Genomic DNA, 25,175 nt, shown 5'->3' with positions numbered 1-25,175 from the left:
GACTGCTCCGTAATCGAGGGGAGGGCAAAAGGGTTCTCCTACCCGCGTAGCAGTTTCGAGAGCTTGTCGGTGATGGTGTCCTCGCCGAGTTTGAGGTAGTAGGCGTCGCCGCCGTCCTCGTAGTAGTTGTCGATGCGCCGGCGTGTCTCGAAGCCGATGTGTTTGTAGAAGCCGATGGCGGCACGGTTGGTCGTCCGGGCGTGGCAGGTGATGGTGCCGTGGTCCTCGGCGACGCGGGCGACGAGGCGCTTGCCGAAGCCGTGCCCGCGGTAGTCGTCGCCGACGGCGAGAAAGAGGATGTAGCCGTCGCGGCGGACCGCGGCGAACCCGACGAGTTCCTCGGCCGACCGGTCGACGTAGAGATAGACCGTCGACCGGCGGTAGGCGTCGCGGAAGAAGCCCCGTCGCTGCCGGAGCACGCCGTCGGCGTCCCGGATGGATTCCTTGAGACGCCACGCGGCACCGACGTGCTCGTCGCTCCCCCGCTCGACGACCTTCGTTTCGATGTTGACGCTCACTGCCACTGACGTAGCAGGGGGACGAATATAATTCCACCGCCCGAGGACCTGCTGTACCTTTTTTGCGGTCGCTGTCGTGTGTGGGGGTATGAAAGAGCGGGTCGAGCGACGAGTCTCGCCGACGACAGTCAGGACCACCGCGCGGCAGGCCCTCCTGACGGGGTTTGCCCTGACCATCCCGCTGCTCGTGACGCTGCTGGTCTTGGGATTCGTCGTGAACTTCCTCTCGAACGCGTTGGACCCCGTGGTCAGCGTCATCTTCGGCGTCTCCAGCCTCCAAGAGACGACCACCGACACGGTAGTGTTGAAAGTCGCCGCCCTCGGCCTGCTGGTCGCGGGAATATTCTCCGTCGGCCTCGTCGCCGAACGCCGCGAGGGCGAGGGGCGAATCGAGGGGATGTTCGACGCGACCGTCCAGCGAATCCCGGGCATCGGGTCGCTGTACACCAGTTTCGACGAGATGAGTGACATGCTGCTCGACGACGACACGCAGAGCTTTCAGGAGGTGGTCCTCGTCGAGTACCCGACAGCCGGGTCCTACGCCATCGCCTTCGTCACCGCCGCGACGCCGGGCGAGATAGAGAGAGCGACCGGAACCGAGGAGATGGTGACGCTGTTCATGCCGATGGCACCGAACCCTGTCATGGGCGGGTACGTCATCCACGTCGACGCCGACCGGGTACACGAGGTGGACCTCACCGTCGAGGAGGGCATCCGCTCTATCGTGACCAGCGGCGTCGCAATCGGCGAGAGCGGTGTCCAGACACCCGTCGGCGGTGGGTCGCCGACCGGCACGCCGACGGTCCACCCCACGGAGGCCCAGTACCGACCGGCCGACGAGATGCGGGGGCCAGTCCCCGAGCGGGACCTCGACGGGCGGCGCGGGGCCTACGAGGAGCAGGTCGACCCGAAACACGCCGCGACGCCGGATGCCGTCGCGGACCGAGACGCCGCCGACGACCCGGTTGACGAGGGGACAGAGACCCCGGCCGACATCGAGAACCCGGAGGGGACCCTCGGCGACGGGACGACGACGCCGGCCGACCTCGAACGTGACGACGACCGTGACGAGAGGGAACAGGGTTAGGTGGCCGGTTCGCCTAGAACGGGTATGCGCTCGCTCCGCAACGCCGCCCTCGTCGCCGTCGTCACCGCCGCCGTGGCGACCGGTCGCGCCGCCGCGCACGTCGACTACGTCACCGGCGACCCCGGCAGCGCCGTCGACGCGGTCGCTTTCGCCCGCTCGGTGCTGTCGGAGCCGTTCAACGCGGCGCTGGTCGGCGGCACCACCGTCGCCGGGGCCGTCGCCGTCGGCGCGTACCTGTGGGTCAGGCCGACTATCGAGGACGTGGTCGTCCTCCGGCGAAAACTCGCGGGCTACGCCGACCTCGTTCCGTGGATGCTGCGCCTGAGCGTCGGCCTCCCGCTGGTGGGTGCCGGTTTCCAAGGGTACCTGTTCGCGCCGACCGTGACCTTCGATACGGCCGCGAACCCACTCGTCAGGCTGTTGTTCATCGGACTGGGGTTTTGCATCCTGTTCGGGCTGGCGACGCGCATCGTCACCGCGGTCGCACTGGTCACCTACGCGTGGGCGCTCGCCGTCGACCCCGCCGTCGTCCTCGCCATGGAGTACGTGCCCGCCTTTCTCGCCCTACTGGTGCTTGGCGGTGGCCGGCCCAGCGCCGACGACATGCTCCAAGCGGTCGCGGGCACCGACGGCACCTACTACGGCCGCGTCGACCCGGTCCACCACCTGAAGCGGTTCCTCGACGCGGCCACGGAGCCGTACCGCCGGTTCGTGCCGACCGTCGTCCGAGTCGGGATGGGCGTGACGTTCGTCTATCTGGGCCTGTTCCAGAAACTCGCCGACCCCGGCAGCGCCCTACTCGTCGTCGAGAAGTACGGCCTCACGAACGTCGTCCCGGTCGACCCGGGCCTGTGGGTACTCGGGGCCGGCGCGACCGAAATCGTCGTCGGCCTCGCCCTGCTCGTCGGCCTGTTCACGCGGGGTGCGGCCGCGGCGTCGTTCGTCCTCTTTACGACCACGCTGTTCGGCCTCCCCGACGACCCGGTGCTCGCACACGTCACGCTGTTCGGGATGGCCTCGGCCGTGTTCACGATGGGCGCGGGATCGTTCTCGCTCGACAGCCGCTACGGGCGGCCGGCGTCACCCGAGACCGACACTGTGGCAGTCGATGAGCGGAGCGACGACGAGGCGGCGACACCGGCAGACTGAGCGACGCCGGCGCGGCGGGACAGTACGGGCGCGCCCGCCGCTCAGCCCCCGGCCCACCCGCCCAGCCGGGTCCGGTTGCCGCTGTCGTTGTAGTACACCTGAATCCGGTCGCTCGCGCTGACGGCGTCGCCGTAGGCGTTGTCCTCGCCCAACTGCGTGATGTCGCCGGGACCCACCGGTGCGGACTCGTTTCGGTTCGCCAGCGTCGCCCACGTCGCCTTCGTCTCCGGCCCCTCGAACTCGATGTTCCCCGCGGGAATCTCGTCGCCCTGCGCGTGGGTCACGATGAGCAGTTGGCTCTGCTCGACGTAGTCGTAGGTGAAGTTGGCCTCCGGCGGCCCGGTGTCCGTGTCGACGACGAGGACGTTCAGCCCGACGATGGCCGTGACGAATATCGTTATCCCGACGAGGACGGCGACGCCCAGCGACTCGGACATCCCGACGTCGTCGGCCCAGAACTGTCCCGTTCCCATTGCCGTCTCTGTCCCGCACAACGCGGGACGGCGTTAAATGTCGTTCGGCCCCGCGAGGGGAAGACCCATTGCGGTTCGGGTCACAGCCACCCACATGATAGACGAGACGGTCGAACAGATAACCGAGATGCAGACCCACGGCTCCTCGGAGGTCGCGGTGAAGGCGGCCGAGGCGCTGCGCTCGCTGACCGACCGGGAGTTCCACACCGTCGACGACTACCGCCGCTCGCTCGAACGCAACAGCGACGCCCTCCGCCGCGCGAACCCTTCCCACGCTTCGCTACACACCACCCAACGCGAGATACTCGACCGGGTGGCCGACGCCGACCCCGAAGACGTCGACGCGGCCAAGGCCGCGACCGTCGAGGCCGTCGAGGCCGTCGTCGCCGCCGTCGAGTCGGCGAAAGAGACCGCCGCCGAGCGGGCGGCCGACCTGCTCGACGACGGCGACGTGTTGCTGACACACGACTTCTCCTCGACGGTGTTGGCGACGCTCGACCACGCGCTGGCCGACGGGAAGAGCTTCGAGGTGTACGCCACCGAGTCCCGGCCGCGGTTCCTCGGCCGGAAGACGACTCGCGAACTGGCCGGCCGCGAAGGCGTCGACGTGACGCTCGTCGTCGACAGTGCCGCGGGACACTACCTCGGGGAGTGCGACCGCGTCCTCGTCGGGATGGATTGCATCGTCGACGGGACGCTGTACAACCGGGTCGGCACCTACCCCATCGCGGCGACGGCGGTCGACCTAGACGTGCCGGTCACCGTGGTCGGCGCGGCGTCGAAACTCGTCGACGGGGCCTTCGCCTTCGAGAACGAGTTCCGGCCGCCCGCGGAGGTGATGCGCGAACCGGCCGACGGCTTCGATATCGGGAACCCGAACTACGACGCCACGCCGGTCCGCCTGCTCGACACCGTCGTCACCGACGAGGACGTGCGCCGCCCTACCGGTCGCTGACGACCGTGCGGCAGTTCGGGCACTGCCGCCGCTCGCAACCGCTCACGTCCCAGTCCCCGCCGACCGGGCTCTCGTAGCCACAGACCGGGCAGAACAGCACGCTCTTGGCCCGGCCGCGAGTCGGCCGTTCGTCGTCGACGGCCGCCGCGTGTTCGACATCGGTGGTCATCGTGTGAACCGACGCGCCGTACGCTCAAGTATGTGTCGGCAGACTGTGTAATCGTTTACCGTAGACCACCCCCGTACCCCCGAAACGACTATTAACATAATTTTATACTTTCGGCCGCGCCTCACATGTACATCCGGTCGTCGGGCTGTGTCTCGGCGTGTGACTCCTCGACGCGCTCGGCCAGCGCGCGGTAGTGTGACTCCACGTCGGCGGCGAACGCCTCCAGCGGCCCCGTGTCGACGGTGAGGTCTTGGCACGCGGCGAGGGCGTCGAGCAGGCGTATCGCCGCCGCGGCGTCGGGGGCCTGCGCGTGGACCGGCGTCGTGAGCACGCCGACGGCCAGTTCCGGCGACCCGATGCCGTGGCGGACCAGTTCGGCGGACAGGCCGTCGAGAAAGCCGTTGCCCATCGGCCGCACGTCGGTCCCGTCGAGGTACCGCTCGCGGTAGTCCTGCGTGGCGACGTAGAAGGGAACGTGGTCGTCGGGGCCGTGAGCGACCGGAACACCGGAGCAGACGGTGACCGAGGGAATACCGTGGTCTGCACACAGGTCGACGACGGCGTCGGCGATGTCCGGGGCCGCCTCGGGGCGAACCGGGCGCTCGCTGACGAGGACGCCGACGACTAGCGTCTCGACCGGCGGGAGCGCCTTCGTGACCTCGAACCGTGTGTCGTGGTGTCGTGGCTCACCCATACCGGAACAGTCGGCGGCGGCGGGCTAAGCCCTTTGGGAGGAGTAACCCTTTTTTAACGAGGCCGTGGACTGTGTGCCATGTTCGTCGGTTCGCTCCGGGCGGTCCAGACGGCCATCACCGAGTTGCTCGTCGGGGTCCCCGAGTGGGCCGTCAACTTCGGCGAGACGGTGATAGTCATCACCGGGGCCTACCTCCTCTCACAGCTCCTCGTTCGCCTGCTCGGGCGGCGCATCGCCCAGTACTTCCGCCGACCGAGCCTGACGCGGACGGCCCTGCGAGCCATCCGCGTCGCCGTCGGGGTCTTCGCGCTGCTGGCTATCATGAACATCTACGGGCTGCGTGTCGGAGACATCGGACTCTCGGTCGCCGTCTTCTCCGCCGTGGTCGGTGTCATCCTCGCGCCCATCGTCGGCGGCTACATCTCCGGGCTCTTCCTGCTGGCCGACCAGCCCTACGAGATCGGCGACATGGTCGAACTCGCCGACCGCAACGAGCGCGGCTTCGTCGAGGACATCACGCTCCGACACACCAAGGTTTTCACGCTCGACAACACGTTTCTCGTCATTCCCAACGGGACGATGCGGGACCGGGACGTCGTCAACTACTCCGCCGAGGACCCGCGGACGCGCCAGTCGCTCGAACTGTTGGTCACCTACGAGAGCGACATCCCGGCGGCCCGCGACCTCGCCGAACGGGCCGCCCGCGGCGTCGACAACGTCATCGAGGGCGGGCCGGACATCCGCATCGGGGCCGCCCGCTACCCCGCCGCGCCGACGGCGTACATCGAGACGTTCGCCGACCACGGTGTCCTGTTGAACCTCCGCTATTGGGTCACCGAGCCCTACAAGCTGCGGGCGACGCGCTCGCGGGTCCAGACAAACGTCTGGGACGCCCTCCACGACGCCGACGTGGAGATAGCGTACCCCCACACGCACCTGTATCTCGACGATACCAGCGGCGAACTCGACGTCTCGGTGGCCGAGCGCGGGAACGGAGACGGGAGCGTCGACGCCCCCGAGAGTCCCGCGGCCGACGACCCCGAGACTCAGTTCCCCGAGGACTCCGAGGGGCCGTAGCGGGTCGGCACGCCGTCGCGGGTCACCGTGACCACGTCGCAGTCCAGCTCCTCGCGCAGGAAGTGCTCGACGTCGGGGTCGTCCAGCAGTTGCCGAATCATCTTCCGCCAGCGGCTGACCTGCTTGCTCCCGATGACGACGATGTCGGCGTTCTGTGCGGCCACCTCGTCGAGGATGGTCTCCTCGACCAGCAGCCCCGACCGGACGACGTACCGCGAGCGGGGGACGTGGCCGAACGCGCGCTCGACGGCCGACTTGAGCTGTGCGCGGGTCACTTTCGTTCCGTTCTGGTAGAGATTGACGTGGAGGACTGTGAGGTCGGCGTCCTCGGCCTCGGCGACTTCGATGGCCTCGGCGAGCGTGGCCCGTGAGTTCTCCGATAGCGGATACCGCACCGGAACGACGACCTGTGGCATCACCCGACGCTTCACCGTCCGGGGTTAAAGGGCTAGCGACGACGGATTCGTCCCTCGACGCGGGGGTCGAGGCCCGCCGCTCGCGCGTAGTCGGCCAGCACCTCGTACTGCGTGTCGCCGGTCGCCACGCGGTGAGATTCGGTGAGTGCGGGGAACTCCTCGGGCGTCTGGAGGAGGTACTCGGTCGTCGCCAGCGTGTACGTCGCCGCGGGGTCGACCACGTCACCGCCCACTGTCAGGCGCTCGACCCGCTGAGCGTCGGTGTCGTAGACGACCGACATCCCCGAGAGGTGCGCGTGCCACCACTCCGGTTCGCCGAAGCCGACTGCGCGGCCGTCGGCCTGCCGACACAGCGTCCGCAGTTCCGCGCCAGTGAGTTCGGCGACCGCGAGCGACTCCTCGAAGGGGACCACCGAGACGAGGTCGGCTACGGTCACGTCGCCCGCGAGGGGCCGCTCGGCGGTCCGGACGCCGCCGCCGTTCTGGAGGCCCACGTCGGCCCCGGTCGCCCAACGGTAGGCGTCGGCGACGAGGTTCCCGACGCGGCTCTCGCCGCCCACCGTGTCCAGCCGACCGCGGGGTATCGGGTCGTCGACGTGTGCGACTACCTCGTCCAGCCCCGCATCGGCCAGCCGTTCGCTCACCGCGGCGGCGACGGTCTCGTCGCGGGGGCTGTCGACGGGGACGAACTCGGCCGTCGGCACCTCGCCCCCGAGGTCGACGGCGACCACCGCGTCCCCGTTCACCCCCGGGCGGGTACACAGCGTCCCGGCGACGCGCTCGATGCGGCGCTCGTGGACGTGCCCGCCCAGCACCGCGTCCACGTCGCAGGCCGTCGCCACCTCGTCGTCGGCCCGCCCGAGATGCGAGAGGACGACCACGCGGTCCGCCCCCCGCGCCCGGAGGTCGGCCGTGGCGTCGGCGACGGCGGCGACGGGGTCGGTGACCGTCAGCGCCGCGGCCGCGGGGTTGGCCGACGCGACCGACGGCGTGGTGACGCCGACGAACCCGACTGTCGTCCCCCCGACCGACCGGAGCGCCGACGGGGCCGTCTCCTCGGCGAACAGCCGCCGGTCCTCGTGGCGGAGGTTGGCCGTCAGCCACGTCTGGGGTGTCGAGGCGACGATTCGGCGGGCCGCGGCCAGCCCGTGGTCGAAGTCGTGGTTCCCGAACGTCTCGAGGGCGGGCTCGACCGCCCCGAACAGGTCGCGGGCCTGCCGGCCGTCGGTCACGAGCGAGAGCACGCCGGGACCGGTGTTGTCGCCGGTCCCGACCAGCAGCGCGTCCCGACCGTCCAGCCGCCGGAGGGTGGCGGCGAGGCGGCCGACCCGGTCGGGCTCGTCGTAGACGTTCTCGATGTCCGAGTAGTGGACCAGTCGGGGACCCATCAGACCCACTGGCGCGCCGGAGCGACAAGTCGGTTCCGCAGTCGTTTAGCCGCTGGGCGGTCAGCGGACGGTATGGAACAGCGTTCGGGACCGGACGGGGAGTCGCTGTACATCGACCGGGCCGGCGGCGAGACGGGGACGAAAGGCCCCTTCTTCGTCGTCTACGTCGACGACGAGCGCGAGCGGCGGTGGGGGTACTTCTGTGGCAACTGCGAGACGTTCAACAACGCGATGGATGCGATGGGGCGCATCCGCTGTAACGACTGCAGCAACCTCAAGAAGCCCGACGAGTGGGACGCCGCCCACGAGTAGCCTGTCGGTCACCTGTCAGCTAGGAACGTTTATACCCTCACCCGCGGTACGGACTCACAGATGGGTGCAGTTAGCACACACCTCACCGAGCAGGCCCAGTCGATATTCGACGACATCGGGTACTCCGTGTCGGGCACCGGCACCGAACTGCGCGCCGAACACGAGTGGCGGACGGTGGCCGTGACAGTGTGTGACGGGCCGAGCGAGATACCCGAGACGGGGGACCTGCGCTGTTTCGTCACCCGCGCCCCCGAGGCAGACCACCTCCGAGACCGACTCGCAAGCGCCGACCCGGCCTACGAGTGGGCCGTCATCGCCGTCCGCGACGACGGCGGCTACGACGTGGTCCGCGCCTGTGGCGAGTAGCCGTCCGGGTTCCGGGGGCGGTTTCGCCCCGACCGGGCACGGCCGGGTCGGCCGGGCCAACACTTAGGGACCGGCGACGCGACTCCCCTACGTGCAACTCGGCGTCCTCGAAACAGCGCTCGACCGGCTCCTCAACGGTATCGTCACGGCGCTCCCGGACCTCCTGACGGGCGTGGTGTTTCTCGCGGCGTCGGCTGTCGTCGTCAAGGTCGTCATGCTGGCCGTTCGAACGGCACTGGAACGGGCACTTCCGGGCGACTCGCCCGTCTACCGGCAGTTCATCGCGGCCATCGTCTTCGTGTTCCTGTGGTTCGCCGTCGGGCTCTCCTTTCTCTCTATCGTTGGGCTGACGCTGGTCGCGGCGTCGCTCGGCACCGCCACGGGATTTCTCGCGCTCGGCGTCTCCTACGCCCTCTCTGGGATGATAGCCGACGCCGTCGCCGGCGTCTACCTCCTCCGGGACCCGGATTTCAACCCCGGCGACACCGTCAGCGCCGCCGGCATCACGGGGACGGTCCGGGCCATCGAACTCCGCAAGACCCGGTTCGAGGTGGACGGCGACACCGTCGTCCGGGCCAACGCCGACATCGAGAAGCAGTGGACGAACGTAGCTACCGAGTGACACGCGACGCTTATATTCGCTGGCGACGAAATCGAGCCTATGTTCGTCGGCCACGGCCTGTTAGCGTTCGCCCTCTGTGCGATGGCGGCGCGCCGGGCCGGAGCCGACCGGAATCGGGCGATGGGTCTCGGCGTGCTCGCCGGACTGTTCGCGTGGGTCCCGGACGCGGACATCGTCTACGCGCCCGTCGGGCTGGCGCTTCGCTCGGTCGGCTCGCTCGGTCCGGACGTGTTCTGGGAGACGGCCAACGTCGTCCACCGCGGGCCGACCCACTCGCTCGTACTGGGGGCCGTCCTCGCGGTCGCCGTCGCGCTGTGGGCCGCTCGCCGGCCCGGCACCCGGGCAGCCGCCCTCGGACTCGTCGGCGGACTCGTCGCCGTCACAACGCTTGCCAGCGGCGCGGTCGGCGGCGTCGTCGTCGCCGTCTACGCGCTGTGCGGGCTCGCGGTGACGCTGCCCGCCCGCCGACTGGCCGTCGGGCCGCGGGCGCTGTTCGCAGCGGCCGCCGTCGGCCTCCTCACACACCCCTTCGGCGACCTGTTCACCGGGTCGCCCCCGCCGCTGCTGTACCCGTTCGAGACGGTGCTGGTCGCGGAGCGAATCGCCCTCCACCCCGACCCGACGGCGCACCTGCTGGCGGCCTTCCTCGTCGAACTCGGGACCGTCTGGCTCGCCGTCCGGACCTACGCCCGGCTGCGGGGGTACACGCTGGGGGAACTGGTCCACCCGCGGGCCTCCCTCGGGGCCGGCTACGCGGCCGCCGCGCTGTTGGTCCCCGCGCCGACGCTCGACGACGCCTCGCTGTTCGTCTTCAGCGTCCTCTCGCTGGGCGTCGTCGGCGTGCCGGCCCGCCCGTTCAAGCGCGGCGTGAACCCGCTTGAAGCGGTCGTGACCGGCCTGACGGCGGTGACGGTGGCGGCGCTGGCCTACGCCTTGGCCTACGGACTGCTCTGACCCCCCCGCGCCGACAGTGTTTTCCACCGCCGCGCGCTCTCCGTAGCTATGAGTGACATCGCGGACCTCCTCCGCGACCGACGGACGAACGCCGTCGTCGGATGGACGATTGTGGCGCTCGTCGCGGCCGTCGCCGCGGGGAGCGCGCTGCGTGGCGACCTGCTGTGGGCGGGGTTCGCGGCCGTCGTCGCACTGCTGGCCGTGCTGCCGTCGGTCCGGCTCCGGAACCGCTACGCGATGCTGCCGTGGGAGATGCTGCTGCTCGCCGCGCTCCCGGTCGTCGGGCGGGCGTTCGCCACGCTCTCGTGGACCGGGAACCTCGCCACGTACCTCTCCGTGGCGGCCATCGCGCTCGTCGTCGCCGTCGAACTCCAACTGTTCACGCCGGTCAGGATGACCCCTCGCTTCGCAGTCGTGTTCGTCGCTATCGCCACGATGGCGACAGCGGGGGTCTGGGCGGTCGTTCGCTGGGGGACCGACCAGCTGTTTGGGACGACGTTCCTGTTGGACCCCGCGCTGACCAACCACGCCATCGAGGAGGCGCTGATGTGGGAGTTCGTCGCCTCGACGCTGGCCGGTCTCGGTGCCGGCGTCGTCTTCGCCGTCTACGTGCGCCGGCAGGTCGGCACCCGACGCGTCCCCCCGGAGGTGCGACCGGATGAGGCTGCGTGACCGGCTCGGGATGAGCGTGCGGACGCAAGCGCGCCTCTCCCGAGCGATGACGCTCTCGATGGTCGCCATCCTCGCCATCGGGCTAGAGCGGGGCAACACCGGTATCGTCGTCAACACCGCCGTCGGGCTGGTGGTCACCCAACTCCCGCCGCTTTTAGAGCGTGACTACGGTATCGCCTTGGACCCGGCGCTGACGCTGTGGATAACGAGCGCCGTCTTCCTGCACGCGCTCGGGACCGTGGGGCTCCCCGGGGCCGAGCAGAACTTCTACGCCACCGTCTGGTGGTGGGACCACCTCACGCACGCCCTGTCGTCGTCGGTCGTCGCCGCGGTTGGGTACACGACGGTCCGCGCCCTCGACGAACACACCGAGGAGATAGCCGTCCCGCCGCGGTTCATGTTCGTGTTCATCCTCCTGTTCGTGCTCGCGTTCGGCGTCTTCTGGGAGGTCATCGAGTTCGCCGTCGCGCTGGCCGCCGAGGCGACCGGGAGCAGCGCGGTCCTCACCCAGTACGGCCTCGGCGACACGATGCTCGACCTCGTGTTCGACACCGTCGGCGCGGCCGTCGTCGCCGTCTGGGGGACCGCACACCTCACCGACGTCGTCGGCTACGTCACGGGCTGGCTCGAGACGCGGACCGCATAGCGGGGCGTAGCTTTTTGACGCCAGTGTGTGTCTTGGTAACACGCAATGGTGTTCAAGAAGATAACGCTGATAGGGACCAGCCCGGAGAGCTTCGACGCCGCCGCCGACAACGCCATCGAGCGCGCGGAGGCGACACTGGACAACCTGAAGTGGGTGGAAGTGGAGGAACTGGGCGTCGAGATAGCGAGCGTCGAGGGCCGCGAGTACCAAGCCGAGGTCGTGGTGGCCTTCGAACTGGAGGACTAGGTCCGGAACGACTCGCCGCAACCGCATTCGCTGACGATGTTGGGGTTCTCGACGTGGAACCCCGCGCCCTGCAGGCCGCCCTCGTACTCCAGTACGGACCCCTCGATGTAGTCCATGCTGGCGCTGTCGACGAACACGCGCAGCCCGTGGTGTTCGAAGACGGTGTCGTCGTCTTCCGGTTCGTGGTCGAACCGCATCCCGTAAGAGAGGCCCGCACAGCCGCCCTGTTGGACGAACAGGCGGAGGCCGGCCACGTCCGTATCCATCCCTTCGCCGGTCAGGAGGTCCAGCGCTTCGGCGGCCGCCGTCTCCGTGACGCCGATGGTGGTCCCGCCCGGTTCCGGGTCGCTCTCGTCGACGGTGCTGCTCATGGTACCGTCTCCGTCGGCGAGCGTGTTAACCCTGACGCCGGTCAGTCCTCGAAGCGCTTGCGGACGCTCTCGGCGTGGCCCTCCAGCCCCTCGGCCTCGGCCAGCGTCGTGACCGTGTCGGCGATGTCGCCGAGCGCGTCGGCGTCCAACCGCTGGACCGTCGTCGACCGGACGAACGTGTCGACCGAGAGCCCGCCGGTGACCCGCGCCCCGCCGCCGGTCGGCAGGACGTGGTTCGTGCCCGCGGCGTAGTCGCCGGCCGCGACGGGGCTGTACGGGCCGAGAAACACCGACCCCGCCGAGGGGATGCGCTCCAGCAGCGCCTCGTCGTCCGCGGCCTGTATCGAGAGGTGTTCGGCGGCGTACTCCTCGGCGAACAGGACCGCCTCGCTCATCGACCGGGCGAGCAACACGCCGGAGGCGTCGTTGTCCAGCGCACCGCGGACGACCGCCTCGCGGGCGCGCTCGCTCGCCTGTCTGTCGACGGCCTCGGCGACCGCGTCCGCGAGGTCGGCGTCGTCGGTGATCGCGACGACGGAGGCGTTCTCGTCGTGTTCGGCCTGTGCGACGAGGTCGGCGGCGACCAGTTCGGGGTCCGCGGTCCCGTCGGCGACCACCAGCACTTCCGAGGGGCCGGCGAGGAAGTCGATCTCCACGTCGCCCCGGACCTCCGCCTTCGCCGCGGTGACCCAGCGGTTGCCCGGGCCGACGACGATGTCGGTCGCGCTGACGGTCTCGGTGCCGTAGGCCAGCGCCGCGACGGCCTGTGCCCCGCCGGCCTGATAGACAGCGTCGGCCCCCGCGGCGTGGACGGCGGCGAGCGTGACCGGGTTGACCTCCTCGGCTGGCGGCGTGGCGACGGCGACGTGGTCGACGCCGGCGACGGCCGCCGGCACGACCCCCATCAGCGCGCTGGAGGGGTAGGCGGCGGTGCCGCCGGGGACGTAGACGCCGGCGCTGTCGAGCGGCCGGAACCGCCGGCCGAGTTCCCGGCCGTCGAAGTCGTCGCGCCAGTCCTCGGGGACCTGTCGCTCGTGGAAGGCGCGGACGTTGGCCGCCGCGTCCTCGATGGCGTCGCGCGTCTCATCGGCTATCTCGTCGTAGGCCCGCTCGGCCGCGTCGGTGATGTCGACGTTGCCCACCTCGACGCCGTCGAACTCGCTGGCGAAGCGCCGCACCGCGGCGTCGCCCTCGTCGCGGACCTGCGAGACGATGTCCCGCACGTCGTCGCGCACCGCCTCGACGCCGGCGTCGCGGTCGAACAGCGACGCCCGCTCATCGGGGCCGAGGTCGGCGACTCTCCGTACGTTCATACCGACGCTTCGGGGCCGACGGAAAAACGGGTTTCCCTTCGCCCGTCGGTGGCCGGCTCAGACCGACACCCGCGAGGCGACGTGCATCGCCTGCACGAACAGCGTGATGCCGACCATCGAGACCGCGAGTACCACACTCGCCACCGAGGGGAACGCGCCGGCCAGTCCGCCCACGGCGAGAAACAGCGCGGTCGCCGCCGCGCTGACGAACAACAGCGCGTGTATCAGGAGCCACGGCCCGGCCGTCCGGACGGCGTCGCTGAGACCCGTCGTCGACCCCGTCGGACGGGGGTTCACCCGCCGGCCGGGCTGGTAGTAGCTCGCGGCGGTCCCGTGGGCCGTGTGCCCGCCGCGGGTCTGGCGCTCCCGCGCTCGCGCACCCGACTGCGCCGTCGGTTCGCCAGTGACCGTCGGGTCACCGCCGTCCGTCGGGGGCGGGTCGGTGCCGTCAGTCGACCCGTCCGCGGTCGCCGCCCACGCCCCGTCGGTGACGTGTCGCTGCACGTACGCCGCGTGGCCGAGGCGGTCGTACCGCGCCCGCTCGGCCCCGTCGGTGAGTACCTCCTTGGCTGTCGTGAGCCGTCGGAACCGCGCCCGCGCGTCGGGGTCGTCGCTCACGTCCGGGTGGGCGGACTTGACTCGCTGTCGGTACGCTCGGTACACTGCCGTCTCGCTCGCGTCCGGGTCGACCCCCAACGCTTCGTAGAACGTCGTCCCCATGACACCCCTGCGTGAGCGTTCGTTGCAGGCTCCATCACAAGAAACTACCGCCGGTTTCACCGGGCCGAGCCGCCGGACTGATACCGACCGAGAGTGTACCGTCGGTATGACCGACGACACCGAAGCGTGGGCCACACGGCTCCGGGCGAACCGCGCGGAGAAAGACGACTTCTTCGCCGACCACCGGCAGTCGCCGATTCCGCCGGACGAACGCGACGCCTTCGACGGGCTGGCGTACTTCGACCCGGACCCGGACTACCGCGTCGAGGCGACCGTCACCGTCCACGACGACCCGGCGACGCTGGACATCGAGACGACGGCCGGCCGGTCGGTCCGCTACCGCCGCGTCGTCACGTTCGCGTTCGAACTGGACGGGCAGGCGTGCGAACTCCACGGGTACCGCCAGCCTGACGAGGACGGCGACGCCGTCTTCGTCCCGTTCCGCGACAAGACGACGGGCCAACAGACCTACGAGGAGGGGCGCTACATCGAACTGGAGTCGGCCGGTGAACTCGCCGACGGCGACCGCGTCACGCTCGACTTCAACCTCGCGTACGCGCCGTTCTGCGCCTACAGCGAGACGTTCGACTGCCCGCTGCCCCCCGAGGAGAACTGGCTCGACGCCGCCGTCGAGGCCGGCGAGCGGGTCCGGTAGCCGCCGACTCGGCTCGTCACACCGCCGCGGAGTCAGCGTATCCGATGAACGATTTACATATACGGTTGGTTTAGATATTCTGTCTTATGAACGCGCAGTACTGCGAAATCTCGACATCACGGTACCTAACGCACCCGATAGTGAAATCTCATTTATGAATTCTGTATGTCGTGGTTATTTCGGGCTGTAGATAATCCGTATCGTCACTACGGATAATGTCAGATGGTCTCCGGGTACTCCACGTTGACGACGACGCGGAGCACCTCACCGCGACGAAAGAGCGGCTGGAAGGGGCGGGGGAGTTCGACGTCCGAACCGTCCGGAGCGGCGACGCGGCGTTGGACCGGCTGGCGACCGACGGCGACGCGGTGGACTGCGTGCTCTGTGCGTACGACCTCCCCGACTTCGACGGCATCGAGTTACTGCGTGCGATTCGGGGCCATCTGCCCCATCCCGCGCCGCCGTGTATCCTGTTCGCCGACGTGGAGCGCGACGGGGTCGCGGCCGAGGCACTCGACGCGGGCGCGTCCAGCTACGTCCGGAAGGACGGGGCCGAGAGCAGCGCGTATCTCGCCGAGCGCATCCGCGCCGACGTGCGACTGTCTCGGTCGAACGAGGGCACCGCCCGCTTCGAGGCACTGACCTCGGCCGTGGGCGACCCGGTGTACGTCCTCGACGCCGACGGACGGTTCACGTACGTCAACGACGCGTTCACCGAACTGGTCGGCTACAGCCGGTGTGCGCTCATCGGGAGCGAGCCGTCGACGATAAAGAGCGCGGCGGCGGTCCGAGAGGGGGAGCGCCAACTCGGACGGCTGCTGTCGGCCGACGGGCCCGACACCGTCACCTTCGAGGTCGAGATTCACCCGGCCGAGGGCGAGCCGGTGCAGTGCGAGGACAACATGTGTACGCTGCCGGCATCCGAGACGGGCTTCGAGGGGTCGATGGGTATCCTCCGGGACGTCTCCGAGCGGAAGGAGCGGACCAGACGGTTTCGGCGAACGCTCGAACGGATGCAGGCGCTGATACGCAGCGAGTCCGTCGCCGAGGTGGCCGAGTCGGGCGTCGAGATAGCCGACGACGGCGTCTCGCTTCCCTACGCCGGGGTCCACCTCGAATCCGACGACGGGGAACACCTCCGGGGCGTCGCCGCCAGCCAGATGGACCCCAAACAGTTCGACGAGCCGCCGACGTTCGCACGCACCGACGGGGACCGAGCCGTCGACGGCGTGGTGTGGGACGCCTACGAGTCCGGCGAGACGCTGGTCGTGAACGACATCGCGGCGAGCGAGCGGATACCGACCGACGAGACGCCGATGGCGAGCGCGGTCGTCCAACCGATTCCGGGTCACGGCGTCTTCATCGCGTCGTCGCTGGAACCCGGAGCCGTCGACGAGATTGACCGCATCCTGATAGAGATGCTGGCGACCGACATCAGGTCGGCGCTGAACCGCTTGGAGAACGAGGCCCGCATCGCACAGCAGCGCGACGACCTCCGGATGCTGAACCAGATGCTCCGCCACGACATCCGGAACGACCTCCACGTCGTTTCCGGCCGGCTGGACTGCTCGCGCGGGAGTTGGACCGGGACGGCGACGCGCCACACATCGCCGTCGCGCGCGACGCCGTCGAGCACGCCACCGAACTGACGGAGACGGCCCGACAGCTCGCGGACGTGGTGACCGGTACCGACGACGAACAGCGCCGGAGCGAGCTTCGACCGGCGCTGGCGGCGCAACTCGAGGAGATGCGAGCGGAGTACCCACAGGCGGTGGTCGAACTCGACGGGGCGATTCCCGACGTGGCCGTCCCGCTCGGGGAGATGCTCGACTCCGTCGTCCGGAACGTCGTCCGGAACGCCGTCCAGCACAACGACAAGGAGACGCCCGTGGTGACCGTCCGGGTCGAACGGACCGGCGAGACAGTCACGCTGCGCATCGCCGACAACGGTCCCGGCGTCCCCGACGCGGAGAAGGCGGCCGTCTTCGGGAAGGGCGAGACCGGGTCGGGCGGCGGGAGCGGCATGGGTCTGTATCTGGTCCGGACGCTGGTGACCCGCGCCGACGGCGACGTGTGGATGGAGGACAACGAGCCGGCGGGAACGGTCGTCGTGCTGGAACTACCGGTTGCGTCGTGACCCGGCCCCGCTCTCAGCGCCGCGCGGCCTGCCACGCCAGTTCGATGTCCCGGTAGGGTTGGTCGGTGACGCTCGGGCCGTGGCCGGTGTGCATCTCGGCGAGGGACTCGTCGACGGTGTCGAGGAGCCGGTCGATGCTCTCGACGAGCAGGTCGCGGTCGCCCTCGTCGAGGTCCGTGCGGCCGAAGCTCCCGTTGGCGAACACGAGGTCGCCGGCGAACAGGACGCCGGCCGCGGCGGAGTACAGGCAGACGTGGTCGTTCTTGTGCCCCGGGGTGTGCAACACGTGGTAGTCGTGGTCGCCCAGCGCGACCGTCTCGCCGTCGGCGAGCGCGCGGTCGACGCCGGGCTGGTCGGTGTCGAACCCCCACGCGTCCACGTCGAAGGCGTCGACGACGGCGTCGAGGTTCCCGACGTGGTCGGGGTGGGTGTGGGTCAGGACGACGGCGTCGAGGGCGTCGGCGTGGTCCCGGACCGCCCCGACGGCGTCGAACTCGTTGCCGGGGTCGACCAGCACCGTCCGGTCGCCGGTGACGAGGAAGGCGTTGCTCGTGAACGTCTGGACGCCCCGCGCGAGGTTCCGAATCATACGCCGGCTTGGACCGGGGTCGCAATGTCGCTGTCGCTCGCCGTTTCGCCAGCACGCGCGTCCGTCGCTTACCCACAGGGCTATGTAGGAGGATACGAAAACGGAAGCAAGAGAGGAGAATGTCTGAATCGGACCCGCCAGTCATACTTATTGTCGAAGACGAACCGGACGTCGCGGAGACGTACAAGCTGTGGCTCCAAGGGGACTACGAGGTGCGGATGGCCCAGAACGGTGACGAGGGTCTGGAGATGCTCGACGGGGCGGTCGACATCGTCCTGCTCGACCGGATGATGCCGGGGCTGTCGGGCGACGAGGTGCTCGCCCAGATACGCGGCCGCGACCTCGACTGCCGGGTGGCGATGGTGACGGCGGTCGAGCCGGACTTCGACATCCTGGAGATGGGGTTCGACGCGTACCTCTCGAAACCTATCCGTAGCGCACAGCTCCACGAGACGGTCGACAACCTCCTCGAGCGCTCCGAGTACGACTCGCTGCTCCAGAAGTACTACGCGCTGGTGGAGAAACAGGCGACACTGGAGGCGACGAAATCCAGCGCCGAACTGGCCGAGAGCGAGGAGTACGAGTCGCTGACAGCGGAGATAAGTTCGATGCGGAACGACCTCTCCGACACGCTGGGCGGCATCGAGGACGACGAGGACTTCATCGCCACGCTCCGTGGACTGAGCGACGACGAGAACTGAGTGACAATGTACGACCTAACAGACGTCATCGAGTTCGACGCGCTCGCCGATGTCCGGCCGGGGTCCAGCATTCTCATCTCCGGGCCGGCGATGAGCGGCAAAGAGCAGTTGGCGTACGACATCCTCGCCGACGGGGCTCGGCAGGGCGACGGCGCTATCGTCGTCACCACTAGCGACGACGCTCAGGACGTCGTGACCGACTTCCGGGAACGCGTCCCGGAGCTACAGGAGTCACAGCTCGGCATCGTCGACTGCCGGGGCGACGGCGGGGCCACGAGCGGGGCGGTCGACGGCGCGTACGTCCACCACGTCTCGTCACCGGGGGACCTCACCGGCATCGGTATCGGCATCACGAAGGCGCTGGAGGGACTGCACAACTCCGGCCGCGAGAACGGACGGCTGGCGCTGGTCTCGCTGTCGACGATGCTCACCTACACCGACAAGAAGACCGTCTTCAAGTTCTGTCACGTCCTCTCCTCGCGGCTCGACGCCGCGGACTACGTCGGCGTGTTCACTATCGACTCCGGCGCTCACGACGCCCAGACGCTACAGGTCATCAAGCAGGCCTTCGACGGTCTCGTCGAGGTCCGGGACGCCGAGGGCGGCGGCCGCGAGGCGCGCGTCCTCGGACTGGCCGGCGAGCCGACCCCGTGGAAGGGTATCTGAGCGGGCGGGCGCGGACCGAGGTGAGAACTATTTTGCCGTTCGGGGTCACCCACCCGGTATGGAAGTCCAGTTGCTCGAAGCCACGGCGGACCCCGAAGAGGTCATCTGCACGGCCGCCCGCAACGACTACAGCGGCGGGTTCGTCGGCGACCAGTCCTTCGCGGAGACGATGGCGACGGTCGACGGCGAGACCAGCGAGGAGAAAAAGCGGACCCTCATCGGGCACCTGCTGGACCACGGCCACTTCGGCCCGTTCGAGCACGCGCAGGCGACGTTCGCGGTGAAAGGCGTCTCCCGGGCCTGCATGGCCCAGATAACCCGCCACCGCCACGTCTCCTTCGACGTGCAGTCGATGCGCTACGTCTCCTTCGACGACGTGGACCCCGAGACCGTCGGCGACGGCGAGATGGTGGTCGTCCCGCCGTCGGCGAGCGACGCCGACTGGGTCGGTCGGAACCAGCAGTCCGGCAGCGTCTCCGAGGCGACCGTCGAGGAGCGGACCGAGATATTCGAGGAGACCGTCCGGCAGGCTGTCGAGTCCTATCAGGAACTGCTCGAACTGGGGATGCCCCCCGAGGACGCCCGGTTCGTCCTCCCCATCGGGACGAAGGTCAACATCGTGATGTCGATGAACGCCCGGATGCTGATGCACGTCGCGGACATGCGCGCCGCGGCGGACGCCCAGTGGGAGATCCGCGGACTGACAGAGGACATGCTCGACCTCGCGGCCGACTGGTGTCCCCTGACGTTCGAACACTACGAGGCGGAGATGAAAAACCGGAAGAACCGACTGGCACCCTGAGTCGACCCGGCCGCTGTGTCTGGCTTCGACGAGTAACCTATTTACCTGCCCCGAGCCAACGGTGCGACGGACATGAGTCGTGATAACAGCAGACGAGCGTTTCTGAAGCGAACTGGGGCGGTGACGACCGTCGGCCTCCTCGGGGGGCTGGCCGGGTGTTCGACCGAATCCACCGATGGCGGTGGTGGCGACGGTGGCGACGGTGGCGACGGTGGCGACGGCGGGTCGACCGGGACCGACTCCTCGGGCGGCCAGTCGCCGGACGTGGTCATCGTGGTCGGCTACCCACAGAGCGGCGTCCAACTGTTCAAGGACTACTACTCGGACTACGGCGACGACGACGCCGACATCCTCGTGACCGACGGCCTCCAGTCACAGGACCTCCCGGGCAACGTCGGCAACGACATGTCGAACGTCCGCGGGACGGCCCCCTCCGCCGCCGGACCGGGCGAGGAGTTCTTCGCCGAGCAGTTCACCTCCGAGTTCGACTACGACAGCCCCGGCGTGTTCACCTCGCAGGCCTACGACGCAACGGCGGTCCAGATTCTGGCGAACCTCATGGCCGGCGCGAACGACGGGGCGTCCATCCGGGACCACATGCGCGTCGTCGCCAACCCCGGCGGCACGACGTACACGCCCTCGGAACTCCCGGAGGCCGCCGAGGCGGCCGCCAACGGGGAGAACATCGAGTATCAGGGGGCCTCCAGCAACGTCAACTTCGACGAAGCCGGCGACATCACCTCCGCCCAGTATCAGGTCTTCCAGTTCGACTCCGAGGGGTACGAGACCACGCAGAACATCAACTTCGGGGCCTCGGGCGAACTCCCACAGCCGGAACCGCAGGGCAGCGGCAGCGGGAGCGGCCGGACGGTCCGGTTCGGCGTGCTCCAGCCCGAGACCGGCGACCTCGGCCCGCTCGGGGTCGCCATCCGCGACGCCGCGCTCCTCCCGGCCATCCAACTGGAGGACGCCATCGACCAGAGCATCGAGTATCAGGTCGGGGACACCCAGTCGACCGCGCAGGCGGCCATCAACGCGGCGAACTCGCTGGTCAGCGCCGGCTACCCCTCGATTACCGGCGCGGCCGGCTCCGAGGCGACCATCCAAGTTGCTCGGAACGTCCTCGTGGACAACGAGGTGGTGGGCTGCTCGCCGGCCTCCACGTCGCCGACCATCACCAGTCTGGAGGACGACGACTTCGTCTTCCGGACGCCGCCGAGCGACGCCCTGCAGGGCGAAGTGCTCGCACAGGTCGCCACGGAGGAACTGGACGCCTCGACCGCGGCGACGCTGTACCTGAACAACAGCTACGGGCAGGCGCTGCAGGCGAGTTTCGTCTCGGCCTTCGAGAACGCCGGCGGGGAGATACTCGCGGAGGTGGGCTTCCAGTCCCAGCAGTCCTCCTACACCTCGCAGATAAACAGCGTGATGAACCCGTAGCCGGCGAGTCACCGCGTCTCTCGCCCGTCTCCGCTTACCCGCCGAGGAAGTCCTGCCGGACCTGCTGGTCGTCCAGCAGCGTGTCGCCGGCGTCCTGATATCGGTTCTGGCCCTGCACGAGGACGTAGCCCCGGTCACACCGGCGCAGGGCCTCCTTCGCGTTCTGCTCGACCATCAGCACCGCCGTCCCGTCGCCGTTGATGCCGTCGATGCGGTCGAACATCTCCTCGACGAGGTCCGGCGCGAGTCCGGCCGAAGGCTCGTCGAGCAGCAGGAGGTCGGGGTCGAGCATCAGCGCCCGCCCCATGGCGAGCATCTGCTGTTGGCCCCCCGAGAGCGTGCCGGCCTTCTGTCCGGCCCGCTCTTCGAGGATGGGGAACCGGTCGTAGATGCGCTGAATCTGGTCCTCGGGCACCTCGTCGAGGATGTACGCCCCCATCTCCAAGTTCTCGCGGACCGACAGCGAGCCGAACACGTTGTCGGTCTGGGGGACGTAGCCGACGCCCTCGTGGATTATCTCGTCGGGGCGACGGGTCCCGATGTCGTCGCCGTCGAAGACGACCCGCCCGCCCATGTGGGTCGTCAGCCCGAACACCGACTTCATCACCGTCGACTTCCCCGCGCCGTTCGGGCCGACGATGACGACGTACTCGCCGTCGGCCACGTCCATGTCGACGCCGTCGAGCACCTGTAGGTCGCCGTAGCCGGCGTCCAAGTCCCGGACCGCCAGCAGGCTCTCGTCGACGCCCGGCAGCGCCACGTCGGCGGAGCGCTGTGCGGGGCTCATACGTCACCTCCGAGGTAGGCGTCGAGAACGCGCTCGTCGCTCCGAATCGCCTCGGCGTCGCCCTCCGCCAACACCGACCCCTGATGCATGACGACGATGTGTTCGCAGTGAGTCATGATGACGTCCATGTCGTGTTCGACCAGCAGGAAGGTGAGGCCCTCCTCGCGGAGTTCGTGGACCCGCTCCAGCAGTTTCTCCTCCAGCGTGGGGTTGACGCCGGCCAGCGGCTCGTCGAGCAGGACCATCTCCGGGTCGGTCATCAGCACGCGGGCCATCTCCAGCAGCTTCCGCTGACCGCCCGAGAGCGTCCCCGCGTTCTCGTCGGCGAGGTGGTCTATCTCGAAGAACTCCAGCGTCTCCCACGCCCGCTCCAATACGTCGCGCTCGTCGGCGACGACGTCGTCCCGCAGGCCCGGCAGGACCGACCGCGCCACCGACTCGCCGTCCTGCCCCGGCGGCGCGAGCATCACGTTTTCGAGGACGGTCATCTCCGAGAGTTCGCGGGCGATTTGGAACGTCCGGACCAACCCGTTCTGTGCGATGGTGTAGGGGGCCCGTCCGGTGATGTCCATCCCGTCGAAGCGTATCTGCCCCGCCGTCGGCTCGTGGACCCCCGTGATGCAGTTGAACGTCGTCGACTTCCCGGCCCCGTTCGGACCGATGAGACCCGTCAGCGACCCCGTCTCGACGGCGAAGTTCGCACCGTCGACGGCCGTGACGCCGCCGAACTCCTTCCGGAGGCCGTCGACCTCCAGCAGCGGCGCGTCGATGGCGTCGCTGGTCGTCGCCGCGTCCCGGTCCGGTCCCGGCTCTGGGGCGCTCTCACTCATCGCTCTCACCCCCGCCGGGCCGTTCGTCGAGCCCGATGGCGGCGGCCGGTTCGTTCCGGTGGCCCAACAGCCCGTCGGGCCGGTTCTGGATGATGTAGACGAGGACGACGCCGATGAGGACGAACCGGAGCGTGCTGACGTTGCCGGCGACGTAGCCCAAAAGCGGCGTCACTTCGAGCGACCCCAGCGCGGCGACGGCCTCGACGATGTTGCCCGTCGCCTGACTCGCCGTCGGCGCGAGTTCGCCCAGCCGCGCCGGGAGGTAAAACAGCAGCGCGGAGAACGTCGCGGCCCCGAGGATGCTGCCGGTGTTGGAGCCGGCCCCGCCGACGATGAGCGCGACGAACACGTAGAAGGTGATGGCAGGCCGGAACTGCGCCGGGCTGATGTAGCCGGCGCTGCCCCGGAACAGCGCGCCGGCCAGCCCCATCAGCGCACAGCCCAGCATGAACGCCTTGATTTTGAACAGCCGGGTGTCCTTGCCCAGCGACTGGGCGACCGTCTCGTCCTCGCGGATGGCCTTGAGGACGCGCCCGAACGGGGAGTTGACGACGCGGGCGAAGACCCAGTAGCTCGCGGCGACCAGCGCCAGCAGGCACAGCCCGTAGACGAAGTTCACGAGGTTCGGGCCGGAGATGCCGACGCCCTCAGCCGCGGCCACGAGCGGCTGGCCGGGGCCGTTGACCAGCGTCGTGACGACGCCGTCCGGCGGCGCGAACCGGATGCCGGTCGCCCCGCCGGTCCCGAAGGTCAGGCCGAACAGCTCTAGCTGGGCGACGCCGCTCCAGTTGACGAACAGTCGGATTATCTCCGAGAGGGCGACGGTCACGATAGCGAGATAGTCGGCCTTCAGCCGCAGAGCGGGCAGCGCGGCCAAGGCCCCGACGACGGCGGCCATCGCCATCCCGCCCAGCAGTCCGACCCACAGCGGGAGGCCGAACCCGGCCGTCGCGCCCGCCGAGGGGCTGGCCGGCGCGGTCAGTATCGCGGTCGTGTACGCGCCGACGGCCATGAAGCCGGCGACGCCGATGTTGAACAGGCCCGTGTACCCCCACTGGAGGTTCAGCGCCAGCGTCAGCAGGGCGTAGGCCCCGATGAGGACGGTGACGCTGCCGACGAAGCCGGCGGCGATGTTGGGCCAGCGCTCGCCCCCGGTCGCCACCGCCAGCCCGACGAGAATCGCCCAGATGGCGACGATGAACCCCGCGACCAGCGTCGCGTCGCTGCGCGACTCCAGCGACGACCAGAGCCCCGACAGCGCCGTCATGCGGTGGTCACCCCCCCGAAGATGCCCGACGGCCGCAACAGGAGGACGACGATGAGCACGAGGAACGCGGCGGCTTTCGTCAGCCCCGATGGGAGCCAGATGAGCGCCATGCTGTCGACGAGACCGATGAGGACGCCGCCGGCCATCGCGCCGTAGATGGAGCCGATGCCGCCGACGATGACGGCCGCGAAGATGAGCAAGAGGAGAATCCAGCCGAAGTTGAACGCGATGGTCCCGCGTTCAAGGACGAGCAGGTACCCCCCGACCCCGGCCAGTCCGCCGCCGAGAATCCACGTCAGGCGGACGACGCGCTCCGTCGGGATGCCGGTCACGCGCGCGAGGTCCTCGTTGTCGGCCATCGCGCGCATCGCCTTCCCCAGTTTCGTCCGCTGGAGGAGGAGGTGGACGCCGAGCATGAGCACCACCGCGACGACCATCAACGCGAGTTCGTTGTCGGTGAGGTTCACTCCGCCGAAGGAGAACTGGAGCGAGGACGAGGCCACGCCGCTGGTCTGCGTGCCGAAGACGAAGGCGATGGAGTACCGCAGCGCCAAGGCGACGCCGACGGAGGCGATGAGCAGTGAGATGCCGTCGGCGTCGCGCATCGGCGCGTAGGTCACGCGGTCGAGAAACAGGACGAGCGCGACCGAGCCGACGGCGGCGACGACGAGTCCGAGCACGACCGGCACCGGCGTCGCCAGCGCGCTCAGTTGCTGGCCCGAGTTGAACAGGAAGAGGTCCGAGAACGGTGCGCCGGTGCCCAGTCCGGCGAGGACGTAGGCGACGACCCACCCGAAGAACGCGCCCGCAGTCACCGTGTCGCCGTGTGCGAAGTTGGCGAAATCGAGGATGCTGTACGTCATCGAGAGCCCGATGCCGGCCAGCCCGACAGCGAGGCCCACGAGAATTCCGTCGAGAACCATCGACCCGAGCGACGAGACGGCGAGCGAGCCACCCAGTACCCGCGTCCCGAGCGCGTAGACGGTCGTTCCGGAGAGCTTTGCGACGAGGTCGAAGCAGAGATAGGCGAGGATTACCGCTACGACGCCCGTCCCCGGTCGGTCCACCACGAGTCGTCGGCCGTCAGAGACTGTATCAGCGATGCCCATCTGTTGCCCGCCTGTGGTCGCTCCAAGGATAATAACGCGTCGGT

The 25,175-nt window shown here is 69.1% G+C and carries 32 protein-coding genes; 18 read left to right on the top strand and 14 right to left on the bottom strand.

The window, feature by feature from the left end; genetic code table 11:
• Window positions 1-38 precede the first annotated feature (38 nt).
• Window positions 39-518 (bottom strand): GNAT family N-acetyltransferase, encoded by a 480-nt coding sequence (locus tag ACV7JO_RS05430; protein ID WP_470355324.1) that lies wholly within the window; start codon window positions 516-518, stop codon window positions 39-41.
• A gap of 88 nt (window positions 519-606) precedes the next feature.
• On the opposite strand from ACV7JO_RS05430, the gene ACV7JO_RS05425 reads away from it, so the two are divergent.
• The gene (locus tag ACV7JO_RS05425) at window positions 607-1,605 is read left to right on the top strand and encodes a DUF502 domain-containing protein (protein WP_470355323.1); all 999 of its coding nucleotides are present in this window, start codon (window positions 607-609) and stop codon (window positions 1,603-1,605) included.
• A gap of 24 nt (window positions 1,606-1,629) precedes the next feature.
• Window positions 1,630-2,754 carry a DoxX family protein gene (locus ACV7JO_RS05420; RefSeq protein ID WP_470355322.1) on the top strand — a complete coding sequence of 375 codons (1,125 nt, stop codon included), beginning with the start codon at window positions 1,630-1,632 and terminating at the stop codon, window positions 2,752-2,754.
• A gap of 41 nt (window positions 2,755-2,795) precedes the next feature.
• Here the strand turns inward: ACV7JO_RS05420 and ACV7JO_RS05415 are convergent, their stop codons facing one another.
• Window positions 2,796-3,227 (bottom strand): type IV pilin domain-containing protein, encoded by a 432-nt coding sequence (locus ACV7JO_RS05415; RefSeq protein ID WP_470355321.1) that lies wholly within the window; start codon window positions 3,225-3,227, stop codon window positions 2,796-2,798.
• A gap of 94 nt (window positions 3,228-3,321) precedes the next feature.
• Between ACV7JO_RS05415 and ACV7JO_RS05410 the strand changes: the two genes are divergently transcribed.
• Window positions 3,322-4,182 (top strand): eIF2B alpha/beta/delta subunit family protein, encoded by an 861-nt coding sequence (locus tag ACV7JO_RS05410; protein ID WP_470355320.1) that lies wholly within the window; start codon window positions 3,322-3,324, stop codon window positions 4,180-4,182.
• Here ACV7JO_RS05410 and ACV7JO_RS05405 read toward each other — a convergent pair.
• Window positions 4,169-4,351, bottom strand: coding sequence for a DUF8106 domain-containing protein (locus ACV7JO_RS05405; RefSeq protein ID WP_470355319.1), 183 nt, complete (start codon window positions 4,349-4,351; stop codon window positions 4,169-4,171). The genes ACV7JO_RS05410 and ACV7JO_RS05405 overlap by 14 nt on opposite strands.
• A gap of 121 nt (window positions 4,352-4,472) precedes the next feature.
• Window positions 4,473-5,045, bottom strand: a complete 573-nt coding sequence (locus ACV7JO_RS05400) for a PAC2 family protein (RefSeq protein ID WP_470355318.1) — start codon at window positions 5,043-5,045, stop codon at window positions 4,473-4,475.
• A 78-nt stretch (window positions 5,046-5,123) separates the two neighbouring features.
• On the opposite strand from ACV7JO_RS05400, the gene ACV7JO_RS05395 reads away from it, so the two are divergent.
• Window positions 5,124-6,122 carry a mechanosensitive ion channel family protein gene (locus tag ACV7JO_RS05395; RefSeq protein ID WP_470355317.1) on the top strand — a complete coding sequence of 333 codons (999 nt, stop codon included), beginning with the start codon at window positions 5,124-5,126 and terminating at the stop codon, window positions 6,120-6,122.
• Here ACV7JO_RS05395 and ACV7JO_RS05390 read toward each other — a convergent pair.
• Together ACV7JO_RS05390 and ACV7JO_RS05385 are read right to left on the bottom strand one after the other, a co-directional pair.
• Window positions 6,092-6,538 carry a universal stress protein gene (locus tag ACV7JO_RS05390; RefSeq protein WP_470355316.1) on the bottom strand — a complete coding sequence of 149 codons (447 nt, stop codon included), beginning with the start codon at window positions 6,536-6,538 and terminating at the stop codon, window positions 6,092-6,094. The two genes, ACV7JO_RS05395 and ACV7JO_RS05390, sit on opposite strands and share 31 nt — an antisense overlap.
• A 32-nt stretch (window positions 6,539-6,570) precedes the next feature.
• Complete coding sequence (locus tag ACV7JO_RS05385) at window positions 6,571-7,926, bottom strand: bifunctional metallophosphatase/5'-nucleotidase (protein WP_470355315.1); 1,356 nt, start codon at window positions 7,924-7,926, stop codon at window positions 6,571-6,573.
• Window positions 7,927-7,998: 72 nt separating this feature from the next.
• Between ACV7JO_RS05385 and ACV7JO_RS05380 the strand changes: the two genes are divergently transcribed.
• The 7 genes from ACV7JO_RS05380 to ACV7JO_RS05350 all read left to right on the top strand — a co-directional run bounded on the left by ACV7JO_RS05380 (window position 7,999) and on the right by ACV7JO_RS05350 (window position 11,744).
• A complete protein-coding gene (locus ACV7JO_RS05380) occupies window positions 7,999-8,238 on the top strand; it encodes a DUF5816 domain-containing protein (RefSeq protein ID WP_470355314.1) in 240 nt (79 codons plus the stop codon).
• Window positions 8,239-8,298: 60 nt separating this feature from the next.
• Window positions 8,299-8,604, top strand: coding sequence for a DUF7116 family protein (locus ACV7JO_RS05375; protein ID WP_470355313.1), 306 nt, complete (start codon window positions 8,299-8,301; stop codon window positions 8,602-8,604).
• A gap of 91 nt (window positions 8,605-8,695) precedes the next feature.
• Window positions 8,696-9,226, top strand: a complete 531-nt coding sequence (locus ACV7JO_RS05370) for a mechanosensitive ion channel domain-containing protein (RefSeq protein WP_470355312.1) — start codon at window positions 8,696-8,698, stop codon at window positions 9,224-9,226.
• Window positions 9,227-9,265: 39 nt separating this feature from the next.
• Entirely contained in the window at window positions 9,266-10,180 is a 915-nt protein-coding gene (locus ACV7JO_RS05365) for a metal-dependent hydrolase (protein ID WP_470355311.1), read from the top strand.
• Between the two features lie 48 nt (window positions 10,181-10,228).
• The gene (locus tag ACV7JO_RS05360) at window positions 10,229-10,852 is read left to right on the top strand and encodes a hypothetical protein (RefSeq protein WP_470355310.1); all 624 of its coding nucleotides are present in this window, start codon (window positions 10,229-10,231) and stop codon (window positions 10,850-10,852) included.
• Complete coding sequence (locus ACV7JO_RS05355) at window positions 10,839-11,498, top strand: DUF2238 domain-containing protein (RefSeq protein ID WP_470355309.1); 660 nt, start codon at window positions 10,839-10,841, stop codon at window positions 11,496-11,498. Before ACV7JO_RS05360 ends, ACV7JO_RS05355 begins: the two co-directional genes overlap by 14 nt.
• Window positions 11,499-11,543: 45 nt before the next feature.
• The gene (locus ACV7JO_RS05350) at window positions 11,544-11,744 is read left to right on the top strand and encodes a dodecin (protein ID WP_470355308.1); all 201 of its coding nucleotides are present in this window, start codon (window positions 11,544-11,546) and stop codon (window positions 11,742-11,744) included.
• On the opposite strand, the gene ACV7JO_RS05345 is transcribed toward ACV7JO_RS05350, so the two are convergent.
• From ACV7JO_RS05345 to ACV7JO_RS05335, 3 genes are read right to left on the bottom strand one after another with little or no spacing between them, the layout of a single operon-like run.
• Window positions 11,741-12,115, bottom strand: coding sequence for a HesB/IscA family protein (locus ACV7JO_RS05345; RefSeq protein ID WP_470355307.1), 375 nt, complete (start codon window positions 12,113-12,115; stop codon window positions 11,741-11,743). The two genes, ACV7JO_RS05350 and ACV7JO_RS05345, sit on opposite strands and share 4 nt — an antisense overlap.
• Window positions 12,116-12,156: 41 nt before the next feature.
• Entirely contained in the window at window positions 12,157-13,428 is a 1,272-nt protein-coding gene (gene hisD, locus ACV7JO_RS05340; RefSeq protein WP_470355306.1) for a histidinol dehydrogenase, read from the bottom strand.
• A gap of 57 nt (window positions 13,429-13,485) precedes the next feature.
• On the bottom strand, window positions 13,486-14,148 hold the full coding sequence (locus ACV7JO_RS05335; protein WP_470355305.1) for a J domain-containing protein: 663 nt from the start codon (window positions 14,146-14,148) through the stop codon (window positions 13,486-13,488).
• A 106-nt stretch (window positions 14,149-14,254) separates the two neighbouring features.
• Here ACV7JO_RS05335 and ACV7JO_RS05330 point away from each other — a divergent pair, with 106 nt between their 5' ends.
• From ACV7JO_RS05330 to ACV7JO_RS05320, 3 genes are all read left to right on the top strand, one after another.
• Entirely contained in the window at window positions 14,255-14,803 is a 549-nt protein-coding gene (locus tag ACV7JO_RS05330; RefSeq protein ID WP_470355304.1) for a DUF1684 domain-containing protein, read from the top strand.
• 215 nt (window positions 14,804-15,018) lie between these two features.
• Window positions 15,019-16,452 (top strand): PAS domain S-box protein, encoded by a 1,434-nt coding sequence (locus tag ACV7JO_RS05325; protein ID WP_470355303.1) that lies wholly within the window; start codon window positions 15,019-15,021, stop codon window positions 16,450-16,452.
• Window positions 16,383-16,940 carry a sensor histidine kinase gene (locus ACV7JO_RS05320; RefSeq protein ID WP_470355302.1) on the top strand — a complete coding sequence of 186 codons (558 nt, stop codon included), beginning with the start codon at window positions 16,383-16,385 and terminating at the stop codon, window positions 16,938-16,940. The genes ACV7JO_RS05325 and ACV7JO_RS05320 overlap by 70 nt, the downstream gene beginning before the upstream one ends.
• A 13-nt stretch (window positions 16,941-16,953) precedes the next feature.
• Here ACV7JO_RS05320 and ACV7JO_RS05315 read toward each other — a convergent pair whose 3' ends face one another.
• On the bottom strand, window positions 16,954-17,529 hold the full coding sequence (locus ACV7JO_RS05315; RefSeq protein WP_470355301.1) for an MBL fold metallo-hydrolase: 576 nt from the start codon (window positions 17,527-17,529) through the stop codon (window positions 16,954-16,956).
• A gap of 119 nt (window positions 17,530-17,648) precedes the next feature.
• On the opposite strand from ACV7JO_RS05315, the gene ACV7JO_RS05310 reads away from it, so the two are divergent.
• From ACV7JO_RS05310 to ACV7JO_RS05295, 4 genes are all read left to right on the top strand, one after another.
• A complete protein-coding gene (locus ACV7JO_RS05310; RefSeq protein ID WP_470355300.1) occupies window positions 17,649-18,230 on the top strand; it encodes a HalX domain-containing protein in 582 nt (193 codons plus the stop codon).
• A gap of 6 nt (window positions 18,231-18,236) precedes the next feature.
• Window positions 18,237-18,896, top strand: coding sequence for an RAD55 family ATPase (locus tag ACV7JO_RS05305; protein WP_470355299.1), 660 nt, complete (start codon window positions 18,237-18,239; stop codon window positions 18,894-18,896).
• Window positions 18,897-18,954: 58 nt separating this feature from the next.
• The gene (gene thyX / locus ACV7JO_RS05300) at window positions 18,955-19,698 is read left to right on the top strand and encodes an FAD-dependent thymidylate synthase (RefSeq protein WP_470355298.1); all 744 of its coding nucleotides are present in this window, start codon (window positions 18,955-18,957) and stop codon (window positions 19,696-19,698) included.
• Window positions 19,699-19,770: 72 nt separating this feature from the next.
• Window positions 19,771-21,138 (top strand): ABC transporter substrate-binding protein, encoded by a 1,368-nt coding sequence (locus tag ACV7JO_RS05295; RefSeq protein ID WP_470355297.1) that lies wholly within the window; start codon window positions 19,771-19,773, stop codon window positions 21,136-21,138.
• A 34-nt stretch (window positions 21,139-21,172) separates the two neighbouring features.
• On the opposite strand, the gene ACV7JO_RS05290 is transcribed toward ACV7JO_RS05295, so the two are convergent.
• From ACV7JO_RS05290 to ACV7JO_RS05275, 4 genes are read right to left on the bottom strand one after another with little or no spacing between them, the layout of a single operon-like run.
• A complete protein-coding gene (locus ACV7JO_RS05290) occupies window positions 21,173-21,925 on the bottom strand; it encodes an ABC transporter ATP-binding protein (protein ID WP_470355296.1) in 753 nt (250 codons plus the stop codon).
• Complete coding sequence (locus ACV7JO_RS05285) at window positions 21,922-22,755, bottom strand: ABC transporter ATP-binding protein (protein WP_470355295.1); 834 nt, start codon at window positions 22,753-22,755, stop codon at window positions 21,922-21,924. Before ACV7JO_RS05285 ends, ACV7JO_RS05290 begins: the two co-directional genes overlap by 4 nt.
• Window positions 22,748-24,022, bottom strand: coding sequence for a branched-chain amino acid ABC transporter permease (locus tag ACV7JO_RS05280; RefSeq protein WP_470355294.1), 1,275 nt, complete (start codon window positions 24,020-24,022; stop codon window positions 22,748-22,750). The genes ACV7JO_RS05285 and ACV7JO_RS05280 overlap by 8 nt, the downstream gene beginning before the upstream one ends.
• Entirely contained in the window at window positions 24,019-25,131 is a 1,113-nt protein-coding gene (locus ACV7JO_RS05275; protein ID WP_470355293.1) for a branched-chain amino acid ABC transporter permease, read from the bottom strand. Before ACV7JO_RS05275 ends, ACV7JO_RS05280 begins: the two co-directional genes overlap by 4 nt.
• Window positions 25,132-25,175 lie beyond the last annotated feature (44 nt).

It is taken from the genome of Haloarcula sp. MBLA0138 (assembly GCF_055632455.1).
This window is presented reverse-complemented; position numbering and strand designations above follow the sequence as displayed.